Here is a 22,982-nt window from a genome sequence, read left to right as displayed (position 1 = left end):
CCCCGTTTGGTTTATCGTGTAATAACTTATGTCCATCCTGCCCCGACGGCACATCCACCGTCCGGCACGACATACCTGGAGGTCAATATATGGGTCCTCGCCAACGACAGGGACGCAGCCGTTCAAAGACGCATGCCCTGCCCATAATCCTGCTCTCGTTTTTGGGCTTTCTGCTGATTGCGGGCGTGGCATTTGGCATCGGCATGGTCGGCAACGTCAACCGCTGGCTGTCCGATCTGCCCGACTACACCGACGCCAACGCGTATCTGGTGAGCGAGCCCACCGAGATCGTCGACTGCAACGGCAACAAGATCGCGAGCTTCTACACGCAAAACCGCAAGTCCATCACCAAGGACGAGGTCTCCCCCTACGTGCTGCAGGGCACCGTTGACGTCGAGGACGAGCGCTTCTACGAGCACGGCGGTATCGACCTGTGGGGTATCGCGCGTGCTGCGGTGGCAACCCTCGGCGGCGGACACGAAGGCGCCTCGACTATCACCCAGCAGCTGGTGCGCAACACCATCCTGCAGGAGGAGCAGTTCGACTCGACCATCGAGCGTAAAGTGCGCGAGGCCTACATCGCCGTCAAGATGGAGGATATGTACTCCAAAGACGAGATCCTCATGATGTACCTCAACACCATCTATTACGGTCACGGCGCCTACGGTATTGAGGCCGCCGCCGAGACCTACCTGTCCAAGAGCGCCGCAGACCTCACCCTGAGCGAGGCCGCGCTGTTGATCGGCCTTCCCAACTCGCCCTCGCAGTACGACCCCACGGTCAACCCCGACCTGGCGCTGTCCCGTCGCAACAAGGTCCTCGACAACATGCTGCGCCTGGGCCACATTACGCAGGAGGAGCACGATGCCGCACAGGCCGAGCCCATCACCCTCAACGTGACCGAAATCTCGGGCAGCGGCGTCGACGTATACTCGCAGCCCTACTTTGTCGCCTATGTTAAGCAGCTGCTGGAGCAGGAGTTCTCGACCGACGTGCTCTTTAAGGGCGGCTTGACCGTCAAGACCACCATCGACCCCACGATGCAGCAGGTGGCAGAGAATGCCGTCCGCGAGCAGCTCGACACGCTCTCGCTCGACGGCCTGGACATGGGCATGGTCGTCGTCGACCCCAAGACCGGCTACATCAAGTGCATGGTGGGCGGCTATGACTACAACGCCGACGAGAACCACGTAAACCATGCCACGGCCAAGCGTCCCGTCGGCTCCACCTTTAAGGCCTTTACGCTGGCAACTGCCATCCAAAACGGCATGAACCCCAACGTCACCCTCAACTGCAACTCGCCGCTCAAGGCCAAGGGCACCACGACCGAGGTCCAAAACTACGCCAACCATAGCTATGGCAACATCACGCTTAAGCAGGCGACGGCATACTCCTCCAACACCGGCTACATCCAGGTGGCGGAAGCCGTCGGCAACAGCAAGATCATCTCGCTCGTCAAAAAGCTCGGCATCGATCCCGCCAAGGACAACATCGAGGACGTTCCCGTCATGACGCTCGGCACCGGCTCGATCTCGCCGCTCGAGATGGCCGCCGCCTACGCGACGTTTGCCAACGGCGGCTACTATCGCCAGCCGATCGCCATCACCGAGATTGACTCTCGTACCGGTTCGGTGCTGTACCAGCACACGGACAATCCCTCACAGGTGCTTACCGAGGGCGAGGCCGCCGCGGTCACCGATGTTCTGTCCGGCGTCATGCAGGGCAGCGGTACGGGTGCTGCCGGCGCCTTGAGCGTCAACCAGCCCTATGCCGGCAAAACGGGCACCACCGACAACACCACCAACCTGTGGTTCTGCGGCTATACCCCGCAGCTGGCGTGCGCCCTGTGGACCGGCTATTCCGCAGGTGAGATCCCCATCCAAAAATACGGCACGGACCTGCTGGGCGACAGCACCAACCTGCCTGTCTTTAAGCGGTTTATGAACACCGTTCTGACCGGTACCGAGCGCGAGGAGTTTGCGACCGGAACGGCGCCCACCTACAAGAACAACAGCGTCTGGAAGTTCTACGGCACCAACAACGCCAAGAAGACGGAGAACGACGACAAGGACGAGAACGAGGACGAAGAGGAAACTACCACAACGACTACCACGACGACCACGACCACCGAGACCACGGGTGGCGACACCACCGGCGGCACCGGTACGACCGGTGGCTCGACGGGCGGCTCAACTGGTGGTTCGACCGGCGGCGATGGCGGCACGCCTACGCCTACGCCTACGCCTACGCCTACGCCCACTCCCGACCCCTCGCCCACGCCTGACGATACGGTCGGCTAGAAATCATCCGGCCATAAGCAACAAGGCCCCCGAGCAGCTTATTAAACTGCTCGGGGGCCTTTTAGTTTAAAGCGACCTGGTGGGCGGTCTTTATACCGGCAAACAAAAAAGGGGGTACCGACCAACGTCGATACCCCTTACAAGCCACTATGTCACGCACACAGTGCCGAGCGCACGACCCGCACGCCTACTTGCGAGAATTGCTCAGCTTATTGATCAGCGCCTCAAGACGCTCGCCGTCCTCGGCCGTCTGGGCAATAACCAAAATCGTATCGTTGCCGGCAAGCGAGCCAAGCACATCGGGCAGCTCTGCCGCATCAACGGCGGCGGCGATGCCGGAAGCCGTGCCAGGCTGAGCCTTGATCATAACCAGATTATCGGTGCGCAGAACGCCCGTTACGAGCTCGGAAACCATACGCTGCAGGTGCAGGTCCTCTGCCAGAACATAGATGCCCTCAGGGAGCTTACGCAGTCCCATATCGGCAATATCGCGAGAGACAGTCGCCTGCGTGCAATCAAAGCCCATAGCGCGGAGCTCATCGACCAGCACGCGCTGCGTGCGGACGTCCTTATTGCGCACAATATCTCTAATGGCATCCTGGCGCCCATTGCGTTTTTTAGCCATACAAACCCTCTCTCCAAAAGATGGCGGAGACAATCAATCAGTGATTGAATAGTTTAACGCTATTTGAAGGCTTTTGTGTATAAGAACGCATTTCGAAACAATTCTATGCAAATTTGTTTCGAGATGAGCCGTTTAGGCGGTTTTTGCGCCCGTCCGGTTAAGAAAAGCTGCCAGATGCGTACACATCACGCAGCGCGCGGGCTTGGCGCTGGCGATCGGCCCAAACAACAGACCGAGCCCCCGATGGTTATCCTTGAGCGCGGCGACCATCTGACGGGTTCGAGGCGCCTCGAGCATATCACGCATACGGGCGGAACGCTCGATTGACGACACCCCATGCGGGCTCAGACACAAATTCTCGATGCAGGCGACCAGTCCGGCAAAGTAGAACTTTTGGGTTGCCAGCTTGAGCCGACCACCGCTATCTGCTTCCGAGAGTGAGTCCGTAAGCTCGTCGAGCGCCCGGGTGTCATCGGATACCTTGGCATACATGGTGGGATCAAAGGCATCTGTAAGCTTAGGTGCCGCCGCGTGGAAACAAGCGTCGCCGCATCCGGAGACGCGCTGCGCCCGCGAGAGCGAGCACGCCATAAACCCAACTGTGCGAAACGCCTTGTCGTACAAAAGGCATGCCTCAAACAGCGGACGGCTATACATCACGCCAGAGGTCTGAACGACTAGGCCGCCTAAAATCAACTGGGACAGCCCGGTCACCATCGAAGATTTGCTATCAATGGAAATATGAGCAGCATCCAAGACGCGCGAATGGCGCTCTCGATGTGCATCATAGCGGTCGAGCGACACCGTGGGGAGCACTATGTCTGCCGCAGTATCGCACGCGATATCGACCATCTTGGAAAGAGACTGCGGAGCAAACCACTCATCGGCGTTCATGGCGATGATTTGAGAGCCGCGCGAGGCAGCAAAACCGGCACGAAGACAAGCGCCGCGCTTCGCGTCCTCGACGTCAATCAAATCAATATGGATGTCCCTGTCGGCGGCAACTTGAAGCGAATGGCGCACACCAGGCGCAGCATCGCGGCAGACAACGACAATCTGCAAATCGTAGAGGTCTTGGTTCTGGATACTCTCGAGCGCACGCATCGCATAGCTGGGCGAACCTTCTACCACAAGGATCACCGAAAGTCGCGGATGCGAGCCACGTCGAACCAAGTTATCCGTCCTCTCGACAGCAATAAATCAAACCGTGGTTCATGGTACACCCCGGCAATAAAAGCAATGAGACACCAGTTGTATTGCACGTCAAGAACAGATGTTGCACACGCGCAGCCCACAGATGACAGGTGTCGACGCACGACGCGTCGAGCCCTCCCCTAGTCGAGCACGACAAGCTCGGCGGGATCGTAATCCACGCCCATAAACGTAAGGCCGCAGGCAGGAACCGTGGGGCCCGCAGCGGTACGGTCGCAAGCATCGATGACCTCGCGCATCCACTCGGGTTCACGGCGATGCATGCCAATCTCGACAAGCGTGCCCACGATCGTGCGGACCATCGAATGCAGAAACGCATTGCCCTCGATGGTAAACGTCAGGATGTCCTCGCCAAACGCAACCTCATGGCTAAACTCGGCACGCATCACGCAGCGATGCGTGGGCTTGCCAACGGCCGAGGCAACCTTGCAAAAGCTCTTAAAGTCCTGCTCACCCAAAAGCGCGGGACAGGCCGCAGACATGGCCTCGACGTCCAAGGGATAGCGATGCCACCACACGGCACCCCGTGAGAGCACGGGACGCGCGTCGCGATCGGCAATACGGTACGTATATGTACGTGAACGCGCATCAAAGCGTGCAGAAAAGCCTTTACGGGCCTTGTAGACCTCGTTTATGGCGATATCTTTGGGTAGCAGGGCATCCATAGCCCGCAGCCACCTACGGCGCGTACAAGCGAGCTCAGCGTCCGTTACGGGCACGCTGATGTACTGAGCCACGGCATGTACGCCGGCATCGGTACGCCCCGCGCACGTCAGGACAATCGGACGGCGCAGGAGCGTCTCGATAGCGCGGCGCAGCTCGCCCGCAACCGTCGTCTGACCGGGCTGCTCGGCAAAGCCGCTGTAGGACGAGCCATCGTAGGCCACGCGGAAAACGAGCGTGGCATCGAGCTCGGGAATCGAATTGAAATCAGACGGCGCGGTCATGGACGCTCCCAACAAACAGGCAATGGCATTTCGACAAAAAAAGAGGGGTACGCGAACGTACCCCTCGAATATAGCCTATGCAGACGGATTGTCTACTCAGCGGTCTCCTCAGCAGGAGCCTCCTCGGCAGCCTCGACCTTCTTGGGAGCAGCGGCCTTCTTGGGGGCCGGAGCAGCCTTCTTGGCCTTAGGCGTGCAAGGCTCGGTGACGAGCTCCATGATAACGATGGGAGCGTTGTCGCCCTTGCGGTTACCGAGCTTCATGATGCGGGTGTAACCGCCGTTGCGGTCCTGCCACATGCCCTGAGCAGCCTTGTCGAAGATCTCGGCAACGAGCTGCTTATCGCCGAGCTTGGCGATAGCCAGACGACGAGAGTGCAGGTCGCCCTTCTTGGCCCAGGTGATGATCGGATCGACGACCGAACGCAGCGCCTTAGCGCGGGTCTCGGTGGTCTTGATGCGGTCGTTCTCGAAGAGGGCCTTAGCAAGGCTCTTCTTCATGGCCTTGGTGTGGCTCGCATCGGTGCCGAGCTTCAGGCCCTTCTTAACGTTATGACGCATGGTCTAGTTTCTCCTCAAATATGCGAAGCATTAAGCCTTCAGGCTCAGGCCCATGGACTCAAGCTTGTCCTTCACTTCCTCGATCGACTTAACACCGAAGTTACGGATGTTGAGCAGATCGTTCTCCGAGAACTCAACGAGCTGACGGACCGAGTGAATGCTGGCGCGCTTAAGGCAGTTGTAGGAACGGACGGAAAGGTCCAGATCCTCGATCTGCTTGTCCAGCTCGGCGTTGTCGTTGGTGACCTCGGGAGCGAAGATCGAAGCCTCCTCCTCGACCTCGGGGGTCTCGGCAAGGTTCATAAAGGCGGCCATATGCTGGTTGATGATATTGGCAGCCTGGACCACGGCGTCGCGCGGGGCGATGGAGCCGTTGGTCTCGATCTCGAGGACAAGGCGGTCGTAGTCTGTGTGCTGACCGACACGGCAAGCCTCAACGAGCTTGGCGCAACGGGAAACCGGCGAGTACAGCGAGTCGACGTGGATCACACCGATGGGATCGTTGTCGTGCTTGTTGGCCTCGCCAGAAACATAGCCGCGGCCATAGCCGATGCGCATGCTCATGGTGAGATGGCCACCCTCGGTGAGCGTAGCGATGTGCTGCTCGGGGTTGACCAGCTCAAACTCGGACGGAATAAAGAAGTCCGCACCGGTGACCTCGCAGGGGCCGTCAACCGAAATGGTGGCGGTCGCCTCGTCGGTCGTGCCGAGAGCCCTGAAGACAAGACCCTTGACATTCAGGACGATGTCGGTGACATCCTCGACCATGTTAGGGATGGTCATGAACTCGTGCTGCGCACCATCGATCTGAATAGCCTCGACGGCGGCACCCTCGAGCGAGGACAGAAGAACGCGACGAAGGGAGTTACCCAGAGTATCGCCGTAGCCACGCTCGAGCGGCTCGACGGAGACACGAGCAGACGTCTCGTTGATCTCTTCGACCTGAACCTGAGGCCTAATGAATTCTGACATGTATTACCTCCAGCCTCAGCAGCCCGGATGGACTACTTAGAGTAGAGCTCGACGATGAGCTGCTCGTTGATATCACCGCTGATCTGCTCACGCGTCGGCAGAGCGAGCACGTTACCAGACAGCTTCTCGATATCGACCTCGAGCCAGCCAGGGACCTCAAAGCGCTCGGAGGAAATCAGGGCCTCCTTGATGGGGAGGAGGTCACGGAACTTCTCGCCGACAGCGACGACGTCGCCGGCCTTGACGCGGTAGGACGGGATGTCCACGCGCTTGCCGTTCACGGTGAAGTGACCGTGACGGACGGACTGACGAGCCTCTTTGCGGGTGCGGGCGAAGCCAAGACGGAAGACGACGTTGTCGAGGCGAGACTCAAGGATGATCATGAGGTTCTCACCGGTGACGCCGTTCATCTTGCGGGCCTTGTTGAAGTAGCCGTGGAACTGCTTCTCCAGAACGCCATAGATGAACTTGACCTTCTGCTTCTCGCGCAGCTGCATGCCGTACTCAGATTCCTTGCGACGGCGCTTGGGCTGACGGATAGATTCCTTCTTGCTGCTGTAACCGAGCTCAGCGGGATCGATCCCGAGCTGACGGCAGCGCTTAAGAACAGGAGTCCTGTCGATTGCCATATTGATACGATCCTTTCAGTTACACGCGGCGACGCTTCTTGGGGCGGCAGCCGTTGTGCGGAATGGGGGTCTTGTCCTGGATGCTCGAGACCTCGAGGCCAGCAGCCTGGAGGGAGCGGATGGCGGTCTCACGACCGGAGCCGGGGCCCTTGACGAAGACGGAAACCTTCTTCATACCGTGCTCCATGGCCTGCTTGGCAGCAGCCTCGGCAGCCATCTGGGCAGCGAACGGCGTGGACTTACGGGAGCCCTTGAAGCCCACCTGGCCAGCCGACTTCCAGGAAATGACGTTGCCCTGGGGATCGGTGATCGAAACGATCGTGTTGTTGAACGTAGAACGAATGTGAGCCTGGCCCACGGAAATGTTCTTACGGTCCGCGCGCTTCAGACGGGCAGCGCGAACGTTCTTCTTAGCAGTAGCCATCTATCTAGCGCTCCTTATTTCTTCTTCTTAGCACCGATCTGACGCTTCGGGCCCTTGCGGGTACGAGCGTTAGTGTGGGTGCGCTGGCCGCGGACCGGGAGGCCCTTGCGGTGACGAAGGCCGCGGTTGCAGCCGATGTCCATAAGGCGCTTGACGTTCTGGTTGCGCTCACGGCGGAGGTCGCCCTCAACCATGATCTGGTTCTTATCGATATAATCGCGGATGGCGTTAACCTCATCCTCGGTGAGGTCCTTAACGCGCGTATCCACGTTAACGTTGCACTCGACGCAAATCTTCGTCGCAGTGGTGCGGCCGATGCCGTAAATGTAGGTCAGACCGATCTCAACGCGCTTCTCACGCGGGAGGTCGACACCATTAATACGGGCCAACGTAGTCTCCTCTCTTAACCCTGACGCTGCTTATGACGGGGATTCTCGCAAATGACGAGGACCTTGCCATGGCGCCTAATGATTTTGCACTTATCGCACATCTTCTTGACCGAAGGACGTACCTTCATCGTTCTTCCTTTCGGTAGCGCTCAAACTACTTCCCTACTATCTACTCGCCCAGCCGCAGGCGTTTAAAACTATGGCTGGTCTTCACACGCAAACCGACCGTAGGTTGAGCTAAGCCTGCAGTCGGAAAAGAGCGTGTATGCGTGCCGCTATTTGTAGCGATAGGTGATGCGGCCGCGGGTCAGGTCGTACGGGGAAAGCTCCACGACAACCCTGTCACCGGGGAGAATACGGATGTAATTCATTCGGATCTTGCCAGAAATGTTGCACAGAACCGAATGACCGTTCTCGAGCTCGACCTTAAACATGGCATTGGGCAGCGGTTCCTTTACCGTACCCTCGAGCTCAATTGCGTCTTCCTTCTTCACAAGCAATCATCTTTCTCTAGAAAACGACAGCGATTGAGTATTCTACAACACGTATGCACGCATCGTAATAACTTCGTAATGGCTCCACAACTAAGTGGAACTTGTTACATTTCTCCGCCTTGGAGCGAACACCAAGCACCTTGCGCATCCGTGGTGAGAATCACCGGGCCGTCATTGGTAATGGCGACGGTGTTCTCGTAGTGCGCGGCGGGCAGGTGGTCGTTGGTCGTGACGATCCAACCGTCGGAGCCCGTGCTCACATGGTTGGAACCCATCGTAACCATCGGCTCGATGGCAATGACCATGCCGGCCTGGAGGCGAACGCCCCTCCCCTTCTTTCCATAGTTAGGAACGTTGGGGTCCTCGTGCATCACGCGGCCAATGCCATGGCCCACATAATCGCGAAGCACGCCGTAACCGTGAGACTCGGCGAGGGACTGAACGGCATAACCGACGTCCCCGATATGGTTACCGGGAACAGCCTGCTCGATGGCAGCCTTAAGGCAATCGCGCGTGATCTCGCACAAAGCCTTGGCTTCGGGCGTGGGGGTGCCGACGAAAAACGTCCAAGCGTTATCGCCGACCCAACCGTCGACAACGGCTCCCGTATCGATGGAGATGATATCGCCATCGCGCAGGATCATGTCGGGGTTGGGAATACCGTGTACCACGGCATCGTTAATCGATGCGCAAATGGTTCCGGGAAACCCGCCGTAACCCTTAAAGGCTGGGATGCCACCATGCATGCGGATAATCTGCTCCGCGAGCTGATCGAGCTCAAAAGTCGAAACGCCGGGGCGCACCATGGCTCCAACGTGGCGGAGCGCCATCTTAGATAGCGCTCCTGCCTTCTTCATCTGCTCGATTTGCGTTGCAGACTTAATCTTGATCATAGACCGAGAGCCTCTTTGACATCCCCGTACACGGTCTCGCGAGCCTGGTCACCGTTGACCGACTTGAGCAGACCCTGGCCACGATAGTAGTCGACGAGCGGGCTCGTGGACTTCTCGTAGACGTCGAGACGGTTCTTGATGGTCTCGGGCTTGTCGTCGTCGCGCTGATACATCTCGCCGGCGCACTTGGGGCAGGTGGCATCGGCAGCAGTGCCGGTGTAACCGCAGGCGCGGCAGGTGCGACGCGAAGACAGACGATCGATGATGACCTCGGGGGCCACATCAACCAGAAGGGCGCAGTCGATCTCGCGACCCATGGCGGAGAGCTCGGAATCGAGCGTCACGGCCTGGGCGGTGTTGCGCGGGAAGCCGTCGAGGATGAAGCCCTGCTGGGCGTCATCGGCGGCAAGGCGCTCCTTGACAAGGTCGATCACGAGCTGGTCGGGAACGAGCTCGCCAGCGTCCATGTACTTCTTAGCCTGAATACCAAGCTCGGTGCCACCCTTGACGGCAGCACGCAGCAGGTCGCCCGTGGAAATATGGGCGACGCCAAACTCGGCGACGAGCTCCTGTGCGACGGTGCCCTTACCGGCACCCGGAGCTCCGAGCAATACGAGGTTCATGAGCAATCCTCCTCTAGCCTATTTAAAGAATCCATCGTAATCATACATCTTGATCTGGCCTTCGAGCTTATCGACTGTGTCGAGCACGACGCCGACCATGATGAGGATGGACGTGCCGCCAAATGCCTGGATCAGCTGGTTACCCGTGAAGGAGAAGATGATCGAAGGCACGATGGCGATGAGCGCCAAAAAGACAGCGCTGGGAAGCGTGATCTTGTTGAGCGCGTTCTTGATGTAGGCCGCGGTAGCCCTACCCGGACGCACGCCCGGAATAAAGCCGCCCTGCTTCTTAAGGTTGTCGGCCGTGTCATCGGGGTTGAACACCATTGAGGTGTAGAAGTACGCGAAGAACACGATGAGGACAACGTTAAGCACCCAGTTGAGCCAACCGGTCGAAAGCGCGGAGGCAACTGCCTGGATCCAGCCGATGCCGGGGAAGAACACGGCAATCTGAGCCGGGAAGTACAGCAGCGCCGAAGCGAAGATGATCGGCACGACACCCGCGGTGTTGACCTTGATGGGCAGGTAGGTGGTCTGACCACCCATCATGCGACGGCCCACGACGCGCTTAGCGTAGGAGACCGGGATGCGGCGCTGGCCGCGCTCAAGGAAAACAATCAGAGGGATAACCAGCAGGATGATGGCGCAGATGATCACCATGGTGATGATGCCACCGGCATTGCCCTCGGTGCTGGAGAAGATAGCCTGCGGCAGACCGGCCATGATGTTCGCAAAGATGATCAGCGACATGCCATTGCCGATACCGCGCTGGGTGATGAGCTCACCAATCCACATGATCAGCATGGCGCCCGCAGTGAGCGTGCCGACGATCATGAGGTCGAAGATGATCTCGGGAGCGCCGGCGCCATTGAAGCTGATGCCGAAGCTCTTAAAGAGGAAGAGGTAACCCACGGAGTTGAGGATTGCCAGAGCAAGGGTGAGGTAACGCGAATACTGCGTAATCTTGGTCTGACCGACCTCGCCCTCGCGGGCAAGCTCATGCAGGGAAGGCACAACGGCCTGGAGCATCTGGAGGATGATCGAGCTGGTGATGTAAGGCATGATGCCCAGCGAAAACACCGACACATAGCTCAACGCGCCGCCAGAGAAAAGATTCAGGAGGGCCATAGCACCTGCGGCGACCGAATTGTTATCGGTCGAGAAAAGGCCCAGCATCCCCTGGAAGGGAATGCCGGGCACAGGAACGTGCGCACCAATGCGGTACACGACGAGCATAGCTATGGTAAAAAGAATCTTTTCGCGCAATTCTTTGATGCGGAAAGCATTCTTAAGACCATTTAGCACGGCAGCTCGACCTTTCCGCCGGCGGCCTCGATCTTGGCCTGCGCAGAAGCGCTGACCTTGTCGACCTTGACCGTGAACTTCTTGGTGAGCTCACCATTGCCGAGCACCTTGACGGGCTCGAACTCGCTCTTGGTGATGCGAGCGGCCTTAAGAGCGGCACCGTCGATCACAGCGCCGTCCTCGAACTTACGCTCGAGACGCTCAACGTTAACAGCGGTGTACTCGATACGACGGGGGTTACGGAAGCCCGGAAGCTTGGGCAGGCGCATAGCCAGCGGAGTCTGGCCACCCTCGAAGCCGGCACCCTTGGTGCCGCCAGAGCGGGAACCCTGGCCCTTCTGACCGCGGCCAGAAGTGGTGCCGTGACCCGAAGAATTGCCACGGCCGACGCGCTTGCGGTTCTTGGTGGAACCGGGCGCGGGAGTAAGATCGTGAAGCTGCATTTGCTACTCCTCTACAATCTCGACAAGGTGCTTGACCTTGAAGATCATGCCGCGGACGGACTCGTTGTCAGCAATCTCGCGAACCTCGCGGATCCTGTGGAGACCGAGGGCACGGACAGTACGGACCTGGTCCTGCTTGCAACCGTTGGTGCTGCGGACCTGCTTGATCTTGATGGTGTCAGCCATGCTTAGTTCTCCTTACCGACGAACATCTCGGAGACCGTCAGGCCACGGCGAGCCGCGACGTCCTCAGGGCTGGAGAGCTCCTTGAGGCCCTCGACGGCAGCCTTGATGATGTTGAGGCCGTTGTCGGTACCGAGGGACTTGGACAGGACGTTCTTGATGCCAGCAAGCTCAAAGAGGGGACGCACAGCGCCGCCGGCGATAACGCCGGTACCCTCGACAGCGGGCTTGATGATGATGCGGCCGGCACCAAAGTGGCCGAGAACCTCGTGCGGGATGGTGCCCTGCTCGGTCACCGGCACGTGGAACATGTTCTTCTTGGCATCGAGAGATGCCTTGGAGATGGCCATGGGCACCTCAGCGGACTTGCCCATGCCAACGCCGACGTTGCCCTTGCCGTCGCCAACGACGACGAGAGCGACGAGGCTCATGCGACGACCACCCTTGACGGTCTTCGACACGCGGTTGATGTAAACGACGCGCTCCTCGAACTCGGAGGCCTCGCGCTGCTGCTTCTGATTACGAGCCATGTGCTACATACCTCCTAGAACTCGAGACCGGCGGCACGAGCACCGTCGGCGAGGGCCTTGACGCGGCCATGGTAGATACGGCCACCGCGATCGAAGGCGACCTTGGTGATGCCGGCCTCGATGGCGCGCTTGCCAACGAGCTGACCGACCTTCTCCGCAGCCTCCTTGTTCGAGGTGTGGGTGCCCTTGAACTCGGCCTCGAGGGTCGAGGCAGAGACGAGCGTCAGGCTGGAGCCCTTGCTGTCGTCGATGATCTGGGCATAGATGTTGGCGTTAGTACGGGTCACGCGAAGACGCGGACGCTCGGAGGTACCCGAGACCTTGCCGCGAACACGACGCTGACGACGCTTGAGGCCTTCCAGCTTCGCCTTATGCTTGTTCATACGTAAACTCCTAAAAAGGTTGATCTTGCCAGCACCTGACGGGGTGCTGGTCTTATGCGAGTGAGTCGGTTACGACTACTTGGCGGCCTTACCCAGCTTGCGGCGGATGTGCTCGCCAACGTAGTGGATACCCTTGCCCTTGTAAGGCTCGGGAGGACGATGGCCGCGGATCTCAGCGGCGATCTGACCGACCTGCTGCTTGTTGATACCCTTGACGTTCACGTGGGTGTTGTCGGGAACCTCGAAGGTGATGCCCTCGGGAGCCTCGACGATCACGGGGTGCGAGAAGCCCAGGGAGAACTCGAGGTTCTTGCCCTTCTGCTGCACGCGGTAACCGACGCCGGCGAGCTCGAGCTTCTTCTCGAAGCCCTCGGAAACGCCAACAACCATGTTGTGGATGAGGGCGCGGGTGAGGCCGTGGCGGGCACGGGTCTCACGCTCGTCGTCGGGACGGGAAACGGTGAGAACATTGTCCTCGACGTTGATAGCGAGCTTCTCAAAGACATCGAGCTCGAGCTGGCCCTTGGGGCCCTTGACGACAACGTTGTTGCCGTTGACTGCCACTTCGACTCCGGCGGGAATCTGGACAGGCTTATTACCGATACGAGACACGGTGATCTCCTTTCCTTCTACCTACCGAGCGAATTACCAGACGTAAGCGATGATCTCGCCGCCGACGTTGTGCTTGCGAGCATCGCGGTCGGTCATGACGCCATGGCTGGTGGAAATAATGGCGGTACCAAGGCCACCGCGGACGCGGGGCATGTCGGCAACGCCGGTGTACTTACGCAGGCCCGGCTTGGAAATGCGGCGGATGCCGTTGATGACCTTAGCCTTCTTGGGACCATACTTAAGCGTGATGTGCAGAGTCTTCTGGGGAACGGTGTCCTCGACATCGTAGCCCTCGATGTAGCCCTCCTCGTGCAGAACACGAGCGATCTCGACGAGCTTCTTGCTGCTCGGCATGGAGACCGTGGCCTTGTTCACAGAGTTAGCGTTACGGATGCGCGTAAGCATATCTGCGATCGGGTCTGTAAGGTTCATACAGATTCTCCTTCGTTCTTGATGAACACGTGCTCTTGGTTCTTCACCGCCCTTAACGGCAAAGCCTTTTTAGCGCGTTTTCCCTGTTCCAAACGGATGCTTGAAACGCTGGTAGTGACTTACCAGCTGGCCTTCTTAACGCCGGGAAGCTCGCCCTTGAGTGCAAGCTCACGGAAGCAGACACGGCACAGGCCGAACTTGCGGTACACAGAGTGCGGACGGCCGCAGCGCTGGCAGCGCGTGTACTCACGAGTAGAGAACTTCTGCTTGCGATTGCACTTGACGATCATCGATGTCTTAGCCACTTATATCCTCCTCACATAGAGTATTGTTCGCCCCAAGCGCCGCCCCCTTGTGGGAACGGCGCTTATAGGGCAGGTGAACCTATTTCTTGAACGGGAAACCGAAGGCGTCCAGAAGGGCCTTGGCCTCCTCATCGGTGTTGGCGGTGGTCACGAAAGTGATGTCCATACCACGCTGGTGATCGACGGAGTCGAAGTCGATCTCGGGGAAGATGAGCTGCTCGGTGACGCCCATGGAGAAGTTACCACGGCCGTCGAAGCTCTTGGCGGAGATGCCGCGGAAGTCGCGGATACGGGGGATCGCGACGGAGGTCAGACGATCGAAGAACTCCCACATACGGTCGCCACGCAGGGTAACCTTGCAGCCGATCGGCATACCAGCGCGCAGGCGGAAGGTAGCGATGGACTTGCGGGCACGGGTGATCATCGGCTGCTGGCCGGTGATGGCGCGCAGGTCGCGCACGGCACCGTCGATGGCCTTGGAATCGGTAGCGGCCTCGCCGACACCCATGTTCACGACGATCTTCTCAAACTTGGGGATCATCATGACGTTCTCGTACTGGAACTTGTCCTGAAGCTGCTGCTTGACCTCGTTGTTGTACTTGGTCTTCAGACGCGGCACATACTTCTCTTCTGCCATTGTTCACTCCTTCTTGGGGTTTTAAGCACGGGGCGTGGCCACGATGGGTTGTCCTCGTGCCTCCTGGCTGCATCCGCGCCGCTCATGGCATTTCGCGGTTTGGACTCGACGCAGCAGGAGCCGACAAAACAATCGGTACTATACGCGCATTGGGTGCGTATTTCCAGAAAAACCTCGTCTGCCTGCACAACTCCACAACTCCCCCGCACATAGTGATCCCCAAAAAGCAGTTGCGGTGAAATAGGGACTGTTGGGCGGCCTAACAGGCTTAAACAATCCGTATTTCACCGCAACTTATTGGTGGGGATGCGATTAGCGCTTGCGGGGGACGAGCTTGGTGCGGCGCAGGTGGATCATCTCGGCGGCTATGGAGATGGCGATCTCCTCGGGGTCCTCGGCCTGAATGGCAACGCCGATCGGCAGGTGCAGCTCGTCGATCCGCTCCTGCGTAAAGCCCTCCTGCTCCAGGCGGGCGCGCACAAAGGCCGTCTTGCGGCGCGAGCCTAAGCAGCCCAGATAGGCGGGCTTGGCGCGCATGGCCTGAATCACCACGTCGATATCGGACTTGTGACCCGCCGTGGCGGCGACCACCAGGTCGCGCGGGCCGATGGGACACAGCTCGCTCAGGTTCTTGTAGTCGACCAGACGACGGTCGTAGACGCCGGGCACCCAATCGGGGGTCAGCGTGCCGGGGCGGTCATCGCACGCCACGACGGCAAAGCCCGCCGCCGTGAGCACGCGCGCCGTCGCAGCGCCCACGTGGCCGCAGCCAAAGATATAAGTCAGGCCCTCGGGGCAGAGCGTCTCGATGTGCGCCGGGGGAATCTCGGAGGCCGCGTTGGTGTAGGTGACCTTACTCCCCTCCTCCACCAGCGAAAGCCCGGGACAGCCCGCAATGGTGCGGCGCGATTCCTCGCCATGGTACTCGGCCACATCGCCCTCGAGCGCGCTTACGACAAACGGCTCAAAGTCGATGACGAAGTCGCCGATGCGCCGAAAGGCCAAGACGTCGGCAATTTCCTGGAACAACGGTGCCTGGGTCGCATCCAGATGCAGGTAGCACAGGCAGATGGCTCCGCCGCAGATCATGCCGGTATCGGAGTTCTCGCCGCCCATGGTGTAGCGGACCAGACGCGACTGACCCGCGCTCAGGAGCTCGCGCGCCTCGTCCAGCGCAAAGAGCTCAATCTTGCCGCCGCCGATGGTGCCCGCCTGGCTGCCATCGGCAAAGACGGCCATCCATGCGCCCACACCGCGCGGTGACGACCCTGCCGTGCCGGCAACTACCACCAACTCGCACGTCTTACCGGCCTTCAGAGCGCCAAGCGCAGCATTCACCACATCGAGCTTTTCCATTGCAATTTCCTATCCCTGGAATACACCGGTGAGCATAGCGAGTGCCTCGAGCACGCCGCCGCCGACCGACGTCGCCTTGTCCGAAATGTAGTTGATATAGCTGGCATCGCCGCGCGGATCGACATCGGCGCATTTAAAGCCCTCAGTCACCTGCACGCCGTTCGCCAAAAGCCCGCGCAGACAGCCATCGATCTGCGTGCACATGGGCGTATCGCCCGCATAGCCAATCACGTCTCCGGCGCTCACGATGTCGCCGATTGCGCGGTCGGACCGAAACACGCCGGCGGCGGGGCTGTGGATAACGCGCTCTTTACCATAGCCGGCGATAATGCCTGGCACGCCCGTGTTGGGCTGGGGCGAACCTTGGGTAATGACACGGCCGAGAAAATGCCCGCGCATGGTCTCGACCACGGCATCGCAGTCAACCGGCGCGGTAAAGCCCGGCCCCACGGCGATGACGGCAGGCGCCATGTCGCGCGTGGTGCCCAAGTTGCGCTTAGCCAGAATCGCGTCGACCACGGCAGCGGGTTTCAGCTCGCCGAGCATCTTGGCCTGGGGGTCCACCACAACGGCGACGTCTCCGACCTCGGTAATCGCAAGTGCCTCTGCCGGCGTCTGTGCCAAGCGAGCGCGAATACCCTCGACCTCGACCTCGCCCAGACGAATGGCCTCGCAAAAACTGATCGTGCGGCGGATGCACGTGGGAACCGCGATATCGGCCATAACGACCGACACGCCGGCGCGCACCAAGCGAGCGGCGACGCCCGTGGCGATATCGCCGGCGCCGCGAACATAAACGAGCATTCCCGGGGCACCTCCCTGTGCTACGGTTTGAGCAGAGCAAAAGCGGTTCGACCGCTACTCTGATGATTATTTATTATCACAGTATTATACGGCGGTGAACAGATGGAAACGACGAGCGGAAACCTTGCCTCCGCGCTCAAGATCGAGCCGGGCATTACCGCAATTATCGGCAGTGGCGGCAAGTCGACATTGCTGCGTGCGTTGGGTCTCGAGCTCATGCGCGCCGGCGGCAGGGTGCTTCTCTGTACCACCACGCACATGTTTCCCGTCGCCGGCGTACCATGGGACGGGTCGAATCGTCGCCTGGACGCCGCGCCTTGGAAGCCGGGGGCCCTGCATGTTCCCGGCTGCACCTGCGAGGCATGCGCGGGCATGAACCGCGGAAGTATCTGCCAGGCGGGTGTTTTGGGCCCGGAGACAGGCAAGCTCTCCGCCCCCGTTGAGCCGCTCAACGAGCTGGCGCAGCGCTTTGACTATGTATTGGCCGAGGCAGATGGCAGCAAGCGACTCCCGCTCAAGGCGCATGCCGCCTGGGAGCCGGTAATTCCCTCCGGCACGGCCAACGTCATCTGGCTCGTCGGCGCCTCGGGACTCAGCAAGCCCATCAACGAAGCCGTCCACCGCCCCGAGCTCTTTTGCGAGCGTTGCGGCTGCGAGCTCACCGACATCGCCACGCCCGAGCGCGTCGCCCAGGTGCTCAATGCCGAGATGCGGATGCTGAACCTCAACAATGCCCGCATCTTGCTCAACCAAGTCGACACGCTCAGCGACCCCACGATGGCAGATCGCTTCGAGGCAGCCCTCAACCGCCCCCTCATCGCCACCAGCCTCAAGTAGCCGGCCCCATCTCGTCAGTTGCGGTGAAATACGGACTGTTTGGCCGCCTGACGGCCGCAAACAGTCCGTATTTCACCGCAACTGCGGAGGGGACACGGCATCTTTGCTGCTAGCGGGGCACGTAGCGACCGGGCTGGGCTCCGGTAGGCTCGCCGTCGCGTGCCGCCAGCACGCCGTTCACAAACACGGCCTTGGCGCGGCCATGTGCCTCAAAGCCTTCGAGCGGCGTGTAGTCCACAGCCTGATGCTGTGTCGCGGCGCGAATGGTCCAGCGCGCCTGGGGATCCCACACGCACACGTCGGCATCGGCACCCTCGGCAAGACAGCCCTTGCGTGGATACATGCCAAAAACGCGCGCCGGGTTCTCGCTCATCAAGCGGCACAGATCCTCGGGACCCAGCTGTCCCTCAAAGCTCGTGGCAATCGCGACGGGACGATGCTCCACGCCGGGCCCGCCGTTGGGAATCGCGCGGAAATCGTCGCGCCCGCGGTCCTTTTGCCCGTGCAGGTTAAAGCTGCAGTGGTCGGTCGCAATCGTATCGATCTCGCCGGCCACAAGCGCCTCGCGCAGCGCGGCACGGTCACCGGCATGGCGCAGCGGCGGGCTCATCACATACTTGGCGCCCGCAAAGCCGTCCTCGCCCTGCTCCAGATAACAGGTGTCGTCGAGCATCAGATACTGGGGGCAGGTCTCGACATAGATATCCTTCTGCCCGCGCGCTTTGGCAGCGCGAATGGCCTCGAGCCCCAGCTTGGTCGAAAGGTGCACCACGTTGACCGGAGCGTCCCCGGCCAGGTGCGCCAGATACAGCAGGCGGCTCACGGCTTCGGCCTCACACACGTCCGGGCGGCTGAGCGCATGCCCCTCGGGCCCATGAATCCCCTGCTCGTACACGCGCTTCTGCAGCTCATTCACCAGCGTACCGTTCTCGCAATGCACGCACAGTATGCCGCCAATACGCTTGAGCTCCTCGAGCACCTCGAGCGTCTCGGCATCGTCCAGGCGCAAATGATCGTAGGCAAAGTAGGTCTTAAACGACGATACGCCCGCCTCGCGCATGGCCGAAAGATCGGCGCGGTTGCGCTCATTCCACTCGGCGAGTGCCATATGAAAAGCGTAGTTGGCCGTGCAGGTTCCGTCGGCGCGGCGATGCCACTCGGCCAAGGCATCGGGCATGGTCACGCCGCGATCGGCCGTCGCGTAGTCCACAATGGTCGTCGTGCCGCCGCAGGCAGCCGCGCGCGTGCCGGTCTCAAAGCTATCGGCTGTCCAATCCATGCCAGTCCAGCACTGCATGTGCGTGTGGCCGTCGATAAAGCCGGGAAACACCCAGCAGCCCGCGGCGTCCTCGACGGTATCGTCGGCGCCCGGCTCAATCGCTGCGGCGATCCGCACAATCTTGTCGCCCTCCATGGCAAGATCGGCGCGGCGAAGCCCCTGGGGCGTCACGAGCGCGCCGTTTTTGATGATGATCATAATTGCTCCTTATTGATTGATGCAGTTGGCCACGCGATCAAAATACGAGCAGGCGGCAATATGCTCCGTTATGCGTCGCTGTCCCTTGACGGTATCGACGTCCCACAGCTCGTAGGCACGCGCCTCGACCAACACCACATCGGTACGGCCCTTGAGGATCGAACCGCCGCCGTCCTTGCCCTCAAGACACATAAGCGCATCGAATAGTTCCGCCGGAAAGAGCACCGGGCTCGAAGGCTCACCGTTGCACGCAAGACGCACCGGATGCTTGCGGCCACGCTCGTCAAATGCACGAACCATAGCCTCAAAAGAATCCGAACTCACGAGCGGCTGGTCGCCCGGCAAAAAGAGGCAACCTTTCCAGTTGCGTTCGACTCCCCACGAAAGGCCCGCACGGACGCTTTCGCTGCGCAGCTCGCCATCGTGCAGCACGCACGGGCAATGCTTGTCCTCGCAAATCTGAGCGACCTCGGGCCAACGCGTCGAAACCACGACGTCAAAGCCCCGGGGAACCGAATCGATGGTCCGGGCAATCAGCGGCTCGCCATAGATATCGGCAAGCATCTTGTTAGAGCCAAACCGCTTGCCCTCGCCCGAAGCCATAATGACGCATCCAAGTTTCATGGTGATACCTCCCCTGAAACCATCGTACCCATAACTCGCGCCGCGGGCATCCACATCGAAAGCGCTTATCCCGCACGCCCGCGATGCAAAATAGGGGCACCCCGCCAGTTGGCAGAGCGCCCCCTTTACATGGCTTACCTCAGCCCGGCTTTAGGCCTGGAGCCAACGGGCGGTGTTGCGCTCGTCGAGGGCCTTGAGGGTAGCGGCGGGATCGGCAACCTTCTGCAGGAACATCATGGCAGCGATGGCATACGGCTTGTAGCTGGCCTCCTTGTACATGCCCACGCGGTGCATGTCGAAGACGTCGGCGTTAACCTCGCCGTGCTCGCAGGAGACACCGGAGATGTCGGCGGGCAGCGGGTGCATAAAGATGGTGTCCTGGCCGTTGGCAGTCTTCTCCATGAGCTCGGTCGTGGAGCACCAGTCCTGATGGGTGGCGTTCTGGGCGAGCAGCTCCTTCTCGAGCGCTGCGATGCCGGCGTCGTCGCCCTCGGCGTACAGGTTGGTGCGCTTCTCCATGGCGGCAAACGGAGCCCAACTCTTGGGGATCACGATGTCGGCGCCCTCGAAGGCCTCGGCCATGGTGTTGACCTGCTTAAAGGTGGTGCCGGACTCGGCGGCATAGCCCTTGGCGCGCTCGACGACCTCGGGCATGAGGTCGTAGCCCTCGGGGTGAGCCAGGGTGACGTCCATGCCAAAGCGGGGCAGCAGGCTGATCAGCGACTGCGGGCAGGACAGCGGCTTGCCGTAAGAGGGCGAATAGGCCCAGGTGACGGCAACCTTCTTGCCCTTGAGGTTCTCAAGGCCGCCAAACTCGTTGATGAGGTAGAGCATGTCGGCAGAGGACTGCGTGGGGTGATCGGAGTCGGACTGCAGGGAGATGAGCGTGGGACGGTGATCCAGAACGCCGTCCTCGTAAGCCTGCTGGACAGACTCGGAGACCTCGGCCATGTAGGCGTCGCCCTTGCCGATGTACATGTCGTCGCGGATGCCGATGACGTCGGCCATGAAGGAGATCATGGTAGCGGTCTCGCGGACGGTCTCGCCGTGGGCGATCTGGGACTTCTTCTCGTCCAGGTCCTGCAGCTCAAGGCCGAGCAGGTTGGCGGCCTTAGAGAAGGAGAAGCGCGTACGGGTGGAGTTGTCGCGGAACAGGGAGACGGCCAGGCCCGAGTCGAAGATCTTGGATGAAACGTTGTTCTCACGCAGCTCGCGCAGGGCGTCGGCGACGATGTAGAGCGCCTTGAGCTCGTCGGTGGTCTTATCCCAGGTGTGCAGGAAGTCGCTGCCGTACATGCCCTTAAAATCGAGGCCGTTCAGCTGCTCGACGAGCTCGGTAAACTTGGCGTCCATGTAAATATCCTTTCTAAAGATGAAACGATCGCAATGAGTAGATGTGCTCCGGCATGCGCGTGTGGCTAGAACATGCAGAGCACCATGACGAGGACCCGCTACCGTTGAGGAAGCATGGGAGATAACGACCGCGGGCCCCAAGTCAACAGGGGGTGCCGGGGGCATAAACTGTCCCCGGCTCAACAAGATCGAGGAATGGGACTAATCGATCTTGTTGTTGGTCAGACCGGCGCGGAACACGGTGGCATCGCCATCGGCCTTGCTCGGATCGTAGAGGTTCAGGGCAGCCACGTACATGGCGGCAGCGGTGACCAGGTCGTCCTTGTAGGTGACCTCGTTGGGAGCGTGAGCCTGAGACTCGGCACCCGGGCCAAAGCCCACGCAGGGGATGCCGTAGCGACCCTGGATGGAAACGCAGTTCGTGGAGAAGGTCCACTTGTCGCACAGCGGACGACCGGTGCGCTTGTCCATGCTGGGCTCGCAGCCGATGCGCTCGTCACCGAACATGGCCTTGTGGGCGTCGACGAGGGCCTTGACGTGCGGAGCGGTCTCCTTGTTGATCCACGTGGGGAAGTAAGCCTCGGTCTCGTAGACCTCGCCGGTCCAGGACGGACGGTCGTACATGTACATGGAGACCTTCACATCGTCGCCGTACTTCTTGGCGGCCGGCAGGTTGCGGATCTCGTCCAGGCAGGACTCCCAGGTCTCACCGGCGGTCATGCGACGGTCGATGGAGATGGCGCAGGAATCGGCCACGGCGCAGCGGCTGGGGCTGGTGTAGAAGATCTGGCTGACGGTGCAGGTGCCGCGGCCCAGGAAGCGGGCATCCTCGTAGTGCTCGGGGTTGTACTTGGGGTCGAGCATCTTGACGAGGCCCTTGATGTCGGTCGACTCGTCGCAGCCGTTGTTGTTGAGGGCGCGGACGTCGGCGATGATGTCGGCCATCTTGTAAATGGCGTTATCGCCGCGGTCGGGAGCGGAGCCGTGGCAGGAGGTGCCGTGAACGTCGACGCGGATCTCCATGCGGCCGCGGTGACCGCGATAGATGCCGCCGTCGGTAGGCTCGGTGGAAATGACGAACTCGGGCTTAATGCCGTCCTTGTTGTAGATGTACTGCCAGCACATGCCGTCGCAGTCCTCTTCCTGGACGGTGCCGACGACCATAATCTTGTAGCCCTCGGGGATGAGGCCCATGTCCTTCATCATCTTGGCAGCATAGGTAGCAGAAGCCATGCCACCCTCCTGGTCGGAGCCACCGCGGCCGTAGATGATCTCGTCGGTCTCGTAGCCCTCATAGGGATCGGCATCCCAGTTCTCGATGTTGCCGATGCCGACGGTGTCGATGTGAGAGTCGATGGCGATGATCTTGTCGCCCTCGCCCATAAAGCCCATAACATTGCCCAGGCCGTCGACCTTGACCTCGTCATAGCCAAGGCTCTCCATCTCGGCCTTGATGCAGGCGACAACCTCACCCTCCTCGCAAGACTCAGAGGGATGGGAGATCATAGCGCGCAGGAAGCGAGTCATATCAGCACGATGGGACTCAGCAGCAGCCTTGATAGCGTCGAAATCGAGTTCTTTAGCCATTGTTCATAACCTTTCAAACGAAGGAATCTACCTGTGAGGTGGCGGA

At 60.3% G+C, this 22,982-nt stretch carries 29 protein-coding genes; 2 read left to right on the top strand and 27 right to left on the bottom strand.

The features are described 5' to 3' along the window. The first annotated feature begins 89 nt into the window (after positions 1–89). Positions 90–2,300: a transglycosylase domain-containing protein gene (locus I2F59_RS06535; protein ID WP_195503619.1), complete on the top strand. Its 2,211-nt coding sequence runs from the start codon at positions 90–92 to the stop codon at positions 2,298–2,300. 187 nt (positions 2,301–2,487) lie between these two features. Here the strand turns inward: I2F59_RS06535 and I2F59_RS06530 are convergent, their stop codons facing one another. The 23 genes from I2F59_RS06530 to yqeB all read right to left on the bottom strand — a co-directional run bounded on the left by I2F59_RS06530 (position 2,488) and on the right by yqeB (position 17,058). Then, positions 2,488–2,925 (bottom strand): arginine repressor, encoded by a 438-nt coding sequence (locus I2F59_RS06530; RefSeq protein WP_006235280.1) that lies wholly within the window; start codon positions 2,923–2,925, stop codon positions 2,488–2,490. A gap of 132 nt (positions 2,926–3,057) precedes the next feature. Then, positions 3,058–4,056, bottom strand: coding sequence for a glycosyltransferase family 2 protein (locus I2F59_RS06525; protein WP_195503618.1), 999 nt, complete (start codon positions 4,054–4,056; stop codon positions 3,058–3,060). 203 nt (positions 4,057–4,259) lie between these two features. After that, positions 4,260–5,084 (bottom strand): tRNA pseudouridine(38-40) synthase TruA, encoded by an 825-nt coding sequence (gene truA / locus I2F59_RS06520; RefSeq protein ID WP_195503617.1) that lies wholly within the window; start codon positions 5,082–5,084, stop codon positions 4,260–4,262. Positions 5,085–5,176: 92 nt separating this feature from the next. After that, positions 5,177–5,644, bottom strand: coding sequence for a 50S ribosomal protein L17 (gene rplQ / locus I2F59_RS06515; protein WP_055287451.1), 468 nt, complete (start codon positions 5,642–5,644; stop codon positions 5,177–5,179). Between the two features lie 30 nt (positions 5,645–5,674). Beyond that, entirely contained in the window at positions 5,675–6,616 is a 942-nt protein-coding gene (locus tag I2F59_RS06510; RefSeq protein WP_195503616.1) for a DNA-directed RNA polymerase subunit alpha, read from the bottom strand. 32 nt (positions 6,617–6,648) lie between these two features. Further along, positions 6,649–7,245 carry a 30S ribosomal protein S4 gene (gene rpsD / locus I2F59_RS06505; protein ID WP_006235275.1) on the bottom strand — a complete coding sequence of 199 codons (597 nt, stop codon included), beginning with the start codon at positions 7,243–7,245 and terminating at the stop codon, positions 6,649–6,651. A 19-nt stretch (positions 7,246–7,264) separates the two neighbouring features. After that, on the bottom strand, positions 7,265–7,669 hold the full coding sequence (gene rpsK, locus I2F59_RS06500; RefSeq protein ID WP_006235274.1) for a 30S ribosomal protein S11: 405 nt from the start codon (positions 7,667–7,669) through the stop codon (positions 7,265–7,267). 14 nt (positions 7,670–7,683) lie between these two features. Continuing rightward, positions 7,684–8,058, bottom strand: a complete 375-nt coding sequence (gene rpsM / locus I2F59_RS06495; RefSeq protein ID WP_022094275.1) for a 30S ribosomal protein S13 — start codon at positions 8,056–8,058, stop codon at positions 7,684–7,686. A 14-nt stretch (positions 8,059–8,072) separates the two neighbouring features. Further along, entirely contained in the window at positions 8,073–8,186 is a 114-nt protein-coding gene (gene rpmJ, locus I2F59_RS06490) for a 50S ribosomal protein L36 (protein WP_006363204.1), read from the bottom strand. 147 nt (positions 8,187–8,333) lie between these two features. Next, positions 8,334–8,552 (bottom strand): translation initiation factor IF-1, encoded by a 219-nt coding sequence (gene infA / locus I2F59_RS06485; protein WP_035137443.1) that lies wholly within the window; start codon positions 8,550–8,552, stop codon positions 8,334–8,336. 104 nt (positions 8,553–8,656) lie between these two features. Next, positions 8,657–9,445: a type I methionyl aminopeptidase gene (map, locus tag I2F59_RS06480; protein ID WP_195503615.1), complete on the bottom strand. Its 789-nt coding sequence runs from the start codon at positions 9,443–9,445 to the stop codon at positions 8,657–8,659. Continuing rightward, positions 9,442–10,068 carry an adenylate kinase gene (locus I2F59_RS06475; RefSeq protein WP_055252238.1) on the bottom strand — a complete coding sequence of 209 codons (627 nt, stop codon included), beginning with the start codon at positions 10,066–10,068 and terminating at the stop codon, positions 9,442–9,444. The genes map and I2F59_RS06475 overlap by 4 nt, the downstream gene beginning before the upstream one ends. A gap of 18 nt (positions 10,069–10,086) precedes the next feature. Next, entirely contained in the window at positions 10,087–11,373 is a 1,287-nt protein-coding gene (secY, locus tag I2F59_RS06470; RefSeq protein WP_055252237.1) for a preprotein translocase subunit SecY, read from the bottom strand. Continuing rightward, positions 11,367–11,816, bottom strand: a complete 450-nt coding sequence (rplO, locus tag I2F59_RS06465) for a 50S ribosomal protein L15 (protein ID WP_006235267.1) — start codon at positions 11,814–11,816, stop codon at positions 11,367–11,369. The genes secY and rplO overlap by 7 nt, the downstream gene beginning before the upstream one ends. A 3-nt stretch (positions 11,817–11,819) precedes the next feature. Beyond that, complete coding sequence (gene rpmD / locus I2F59_RS06460) at positions 11,820–12,002, bottom strand: 50S ribosomal protein L30 (protein WP_006235266.1); 183 nt, start codon at positions 12,000–12,002, stop codon at positions 11,820–11,822. A 2-nt stretch (positions 12,003–12,004) separates the two neighbouring features. Next, a complete protein-coding gene (gene rpsE, locus I2F59_RS06455) occupies positions 12,005–12,529 on the bottom strand; it encodes a 30S ribosomal protein S5 (protein WP_006235265.1) in 525 nt (174 codons plus the stop codon). Between the two features lie 14 nt (positions 12,530–12,543). Continuing rightward, the gene (gene rplR, locus I2F59_RS06450; RefSeq protein ID WP_006235264.1) at positions 12,544–12,912 is read right to left on the bottom strand and encodes a 50S ribosomal protein L18; all 369 of its coding nucleotides are present in this window, start codon (positions 12,910–12,912) and stop codon (positions 12,544–12,546) included. A 75-nt stretch (positions 12,913–12,987) separates the two neighbouring features. Beyond that, on the bottom strand, positions 12,988–13,524 hold the full coding sequence (gene rplF / locus I2F59_RS06445) for a 50S ribosomal protein L6 (protein WP_006235263.1): 537 nt from the start codon (positions 13,522–13,524) through the stop codon (positions 12,988–12,990). A 33-nt stretch (positions 13,525–13,557) separates the two neighbouring features. Further along, entirely contained in the window at positions 13,558–13,956 is a 399-nt protein-coding gene (gene rpsH / locus I2F59_RS06440) for a 30S ribosomal protein S8 (RefSeq protein WP_006235262.1), read from the bottom strand. Between the two features lie 119 nt (positions 13,957–14,075). Continuing rightward, positions 14,076–14,261, bottom strand: coding sequence for a type Z 30S ribosomal protein S14 (locus I2F59_RS06435; protein WP_022094280.1), 186 nt, complete (start codon positions 14,259–14,261; stop codon positions 14,076–14,078). 79 nt (positions 14,262–14,340) lie between these two features. Beyond that, entirely contained in the window at positions 14,341–14,898 is a 558-nt protein-coding gene (gene rplE / locus I2F59_RS06430) for a 50S ribosomal protein L5 (protein WP_006235260.1), read from the bottom strand. A 312-nt stretch (positions 14,899–15,210) separates the two neighbouring features. Further along, complete coding sequence (locus tag I2F59_RS06425; protein ID WP_195503614.1) at positions 15,211–16,254, bottom strand: XdhC family protein; 1,044 nt, start codon at positions 16,252–16,254, stop codon at positions 15,211–15,213. 9 nt (positions 16,255–16,263) lie between these two features. Beyond that, positions 16,264–17,058, bottom strand: a complete 795-nt coding sequence (gene yqeB / locus I2F59_RS06420; protein ID WP_195503613.1) for a selenium-dependent molybdenum cofactor biosynthesis protein YqeB — start codon at positions 17,056–17,058, stop codon at positions 16,264–16,266. A gap of 102 nt (positions 17,059–17,160) precedes the next feature. Between yqeB and yqeC the strand changes: the two genes are divergently transcribed. Further along, on the top strand, positions 17,161–17,895 hold the full coding sequence (gene yqeC, locus I2F59_RS06415; RefSeq protein ID WP_195503612.1) for a selenium cofactor biosynthesis protein YqeC: 735 nt from the start codon (positions 17,161–17,163) through the stop codon (positions 17,893–17,895). A 109-nt stretch (positions 17,896–18,004) separates the two neighbouring features. Here the strand turns inward: yqeC and hydA are convergent, their stop codons facing one another. The 4 genes from hydA to I2F59_RS06395 all read right to left on the bottom strand — a co-directional run bounded on the left by hydA (position 18,005) and on the right by I2F59_RS06395 (position 22,936). Further along, a complete protein-coding gene (gene hydA, locus I2F59_RS06410; protein ID WP_195503611.1) occupies positions 18,005–19,372 on the bottom strand; it encodes a dihydropyrimidinase in 1,368 nt (455 codons plus the stop codon). 9 nt (positions 19,373–19,381) lie between these two features. Beyond that, the gene (locus I2F59_RS06405; protein ID WP_195503610.1) at positions 19,382–19,996 is read right to left on the bottom strand and encodes a nucleotidyltransferase family protein; all 615 of its coding nucleotides are present in this window, start codon (positions 19,994–19,996) and stop codon (positions 19,382–19,384) included. 150 nt (positions 19,997–20,146) lie between these two features. After that, positions 20,147–21,349 carry a knotted carbamoyltransferase YgeW gene (ygeW, locus tag I2F59_RS06400; protein WP_055287465.1) on the bottom strand — a complete coding sequence of 401 codons (1,203 nt, stop codon included), beginning with the start codon at positions 21,347–21,349 and terminating at the stop codon, positions 20,147–20,149. A gap of 201 nt (positions 21,350–21,550) precedes the next feature. Continuing rightward, complete coding sequence (locus tag I2F59_RS06395) at positions 21,551–22,936, bottom strand: YgeY family selenium metabolism-linked hydrolase (RefSeq protein ID WP_118450491.1); 1,386 nt, start codon at positions 22,934–22,936, stop codon at positions 21,551–21,553. Positions 22,937–22,982: the final 46 nt, after the last annotated feature.

Source organism: Collinsella aerofaciens, assembly GCF_015556945.1.
In the GTDB taxonomy this organism is placed as follows: domain Bacteria; phylum Actinomycetota; class Coriobacteriia; order Coriobacteriales; family Coriobacteriaceae; genus Collinsella; species Collinsella aerofaciens_AO.
Note: the sequence above shows the minus strand (reverse complement) of the source record. Positions and strands in the feature narration are given on the sequence as shown.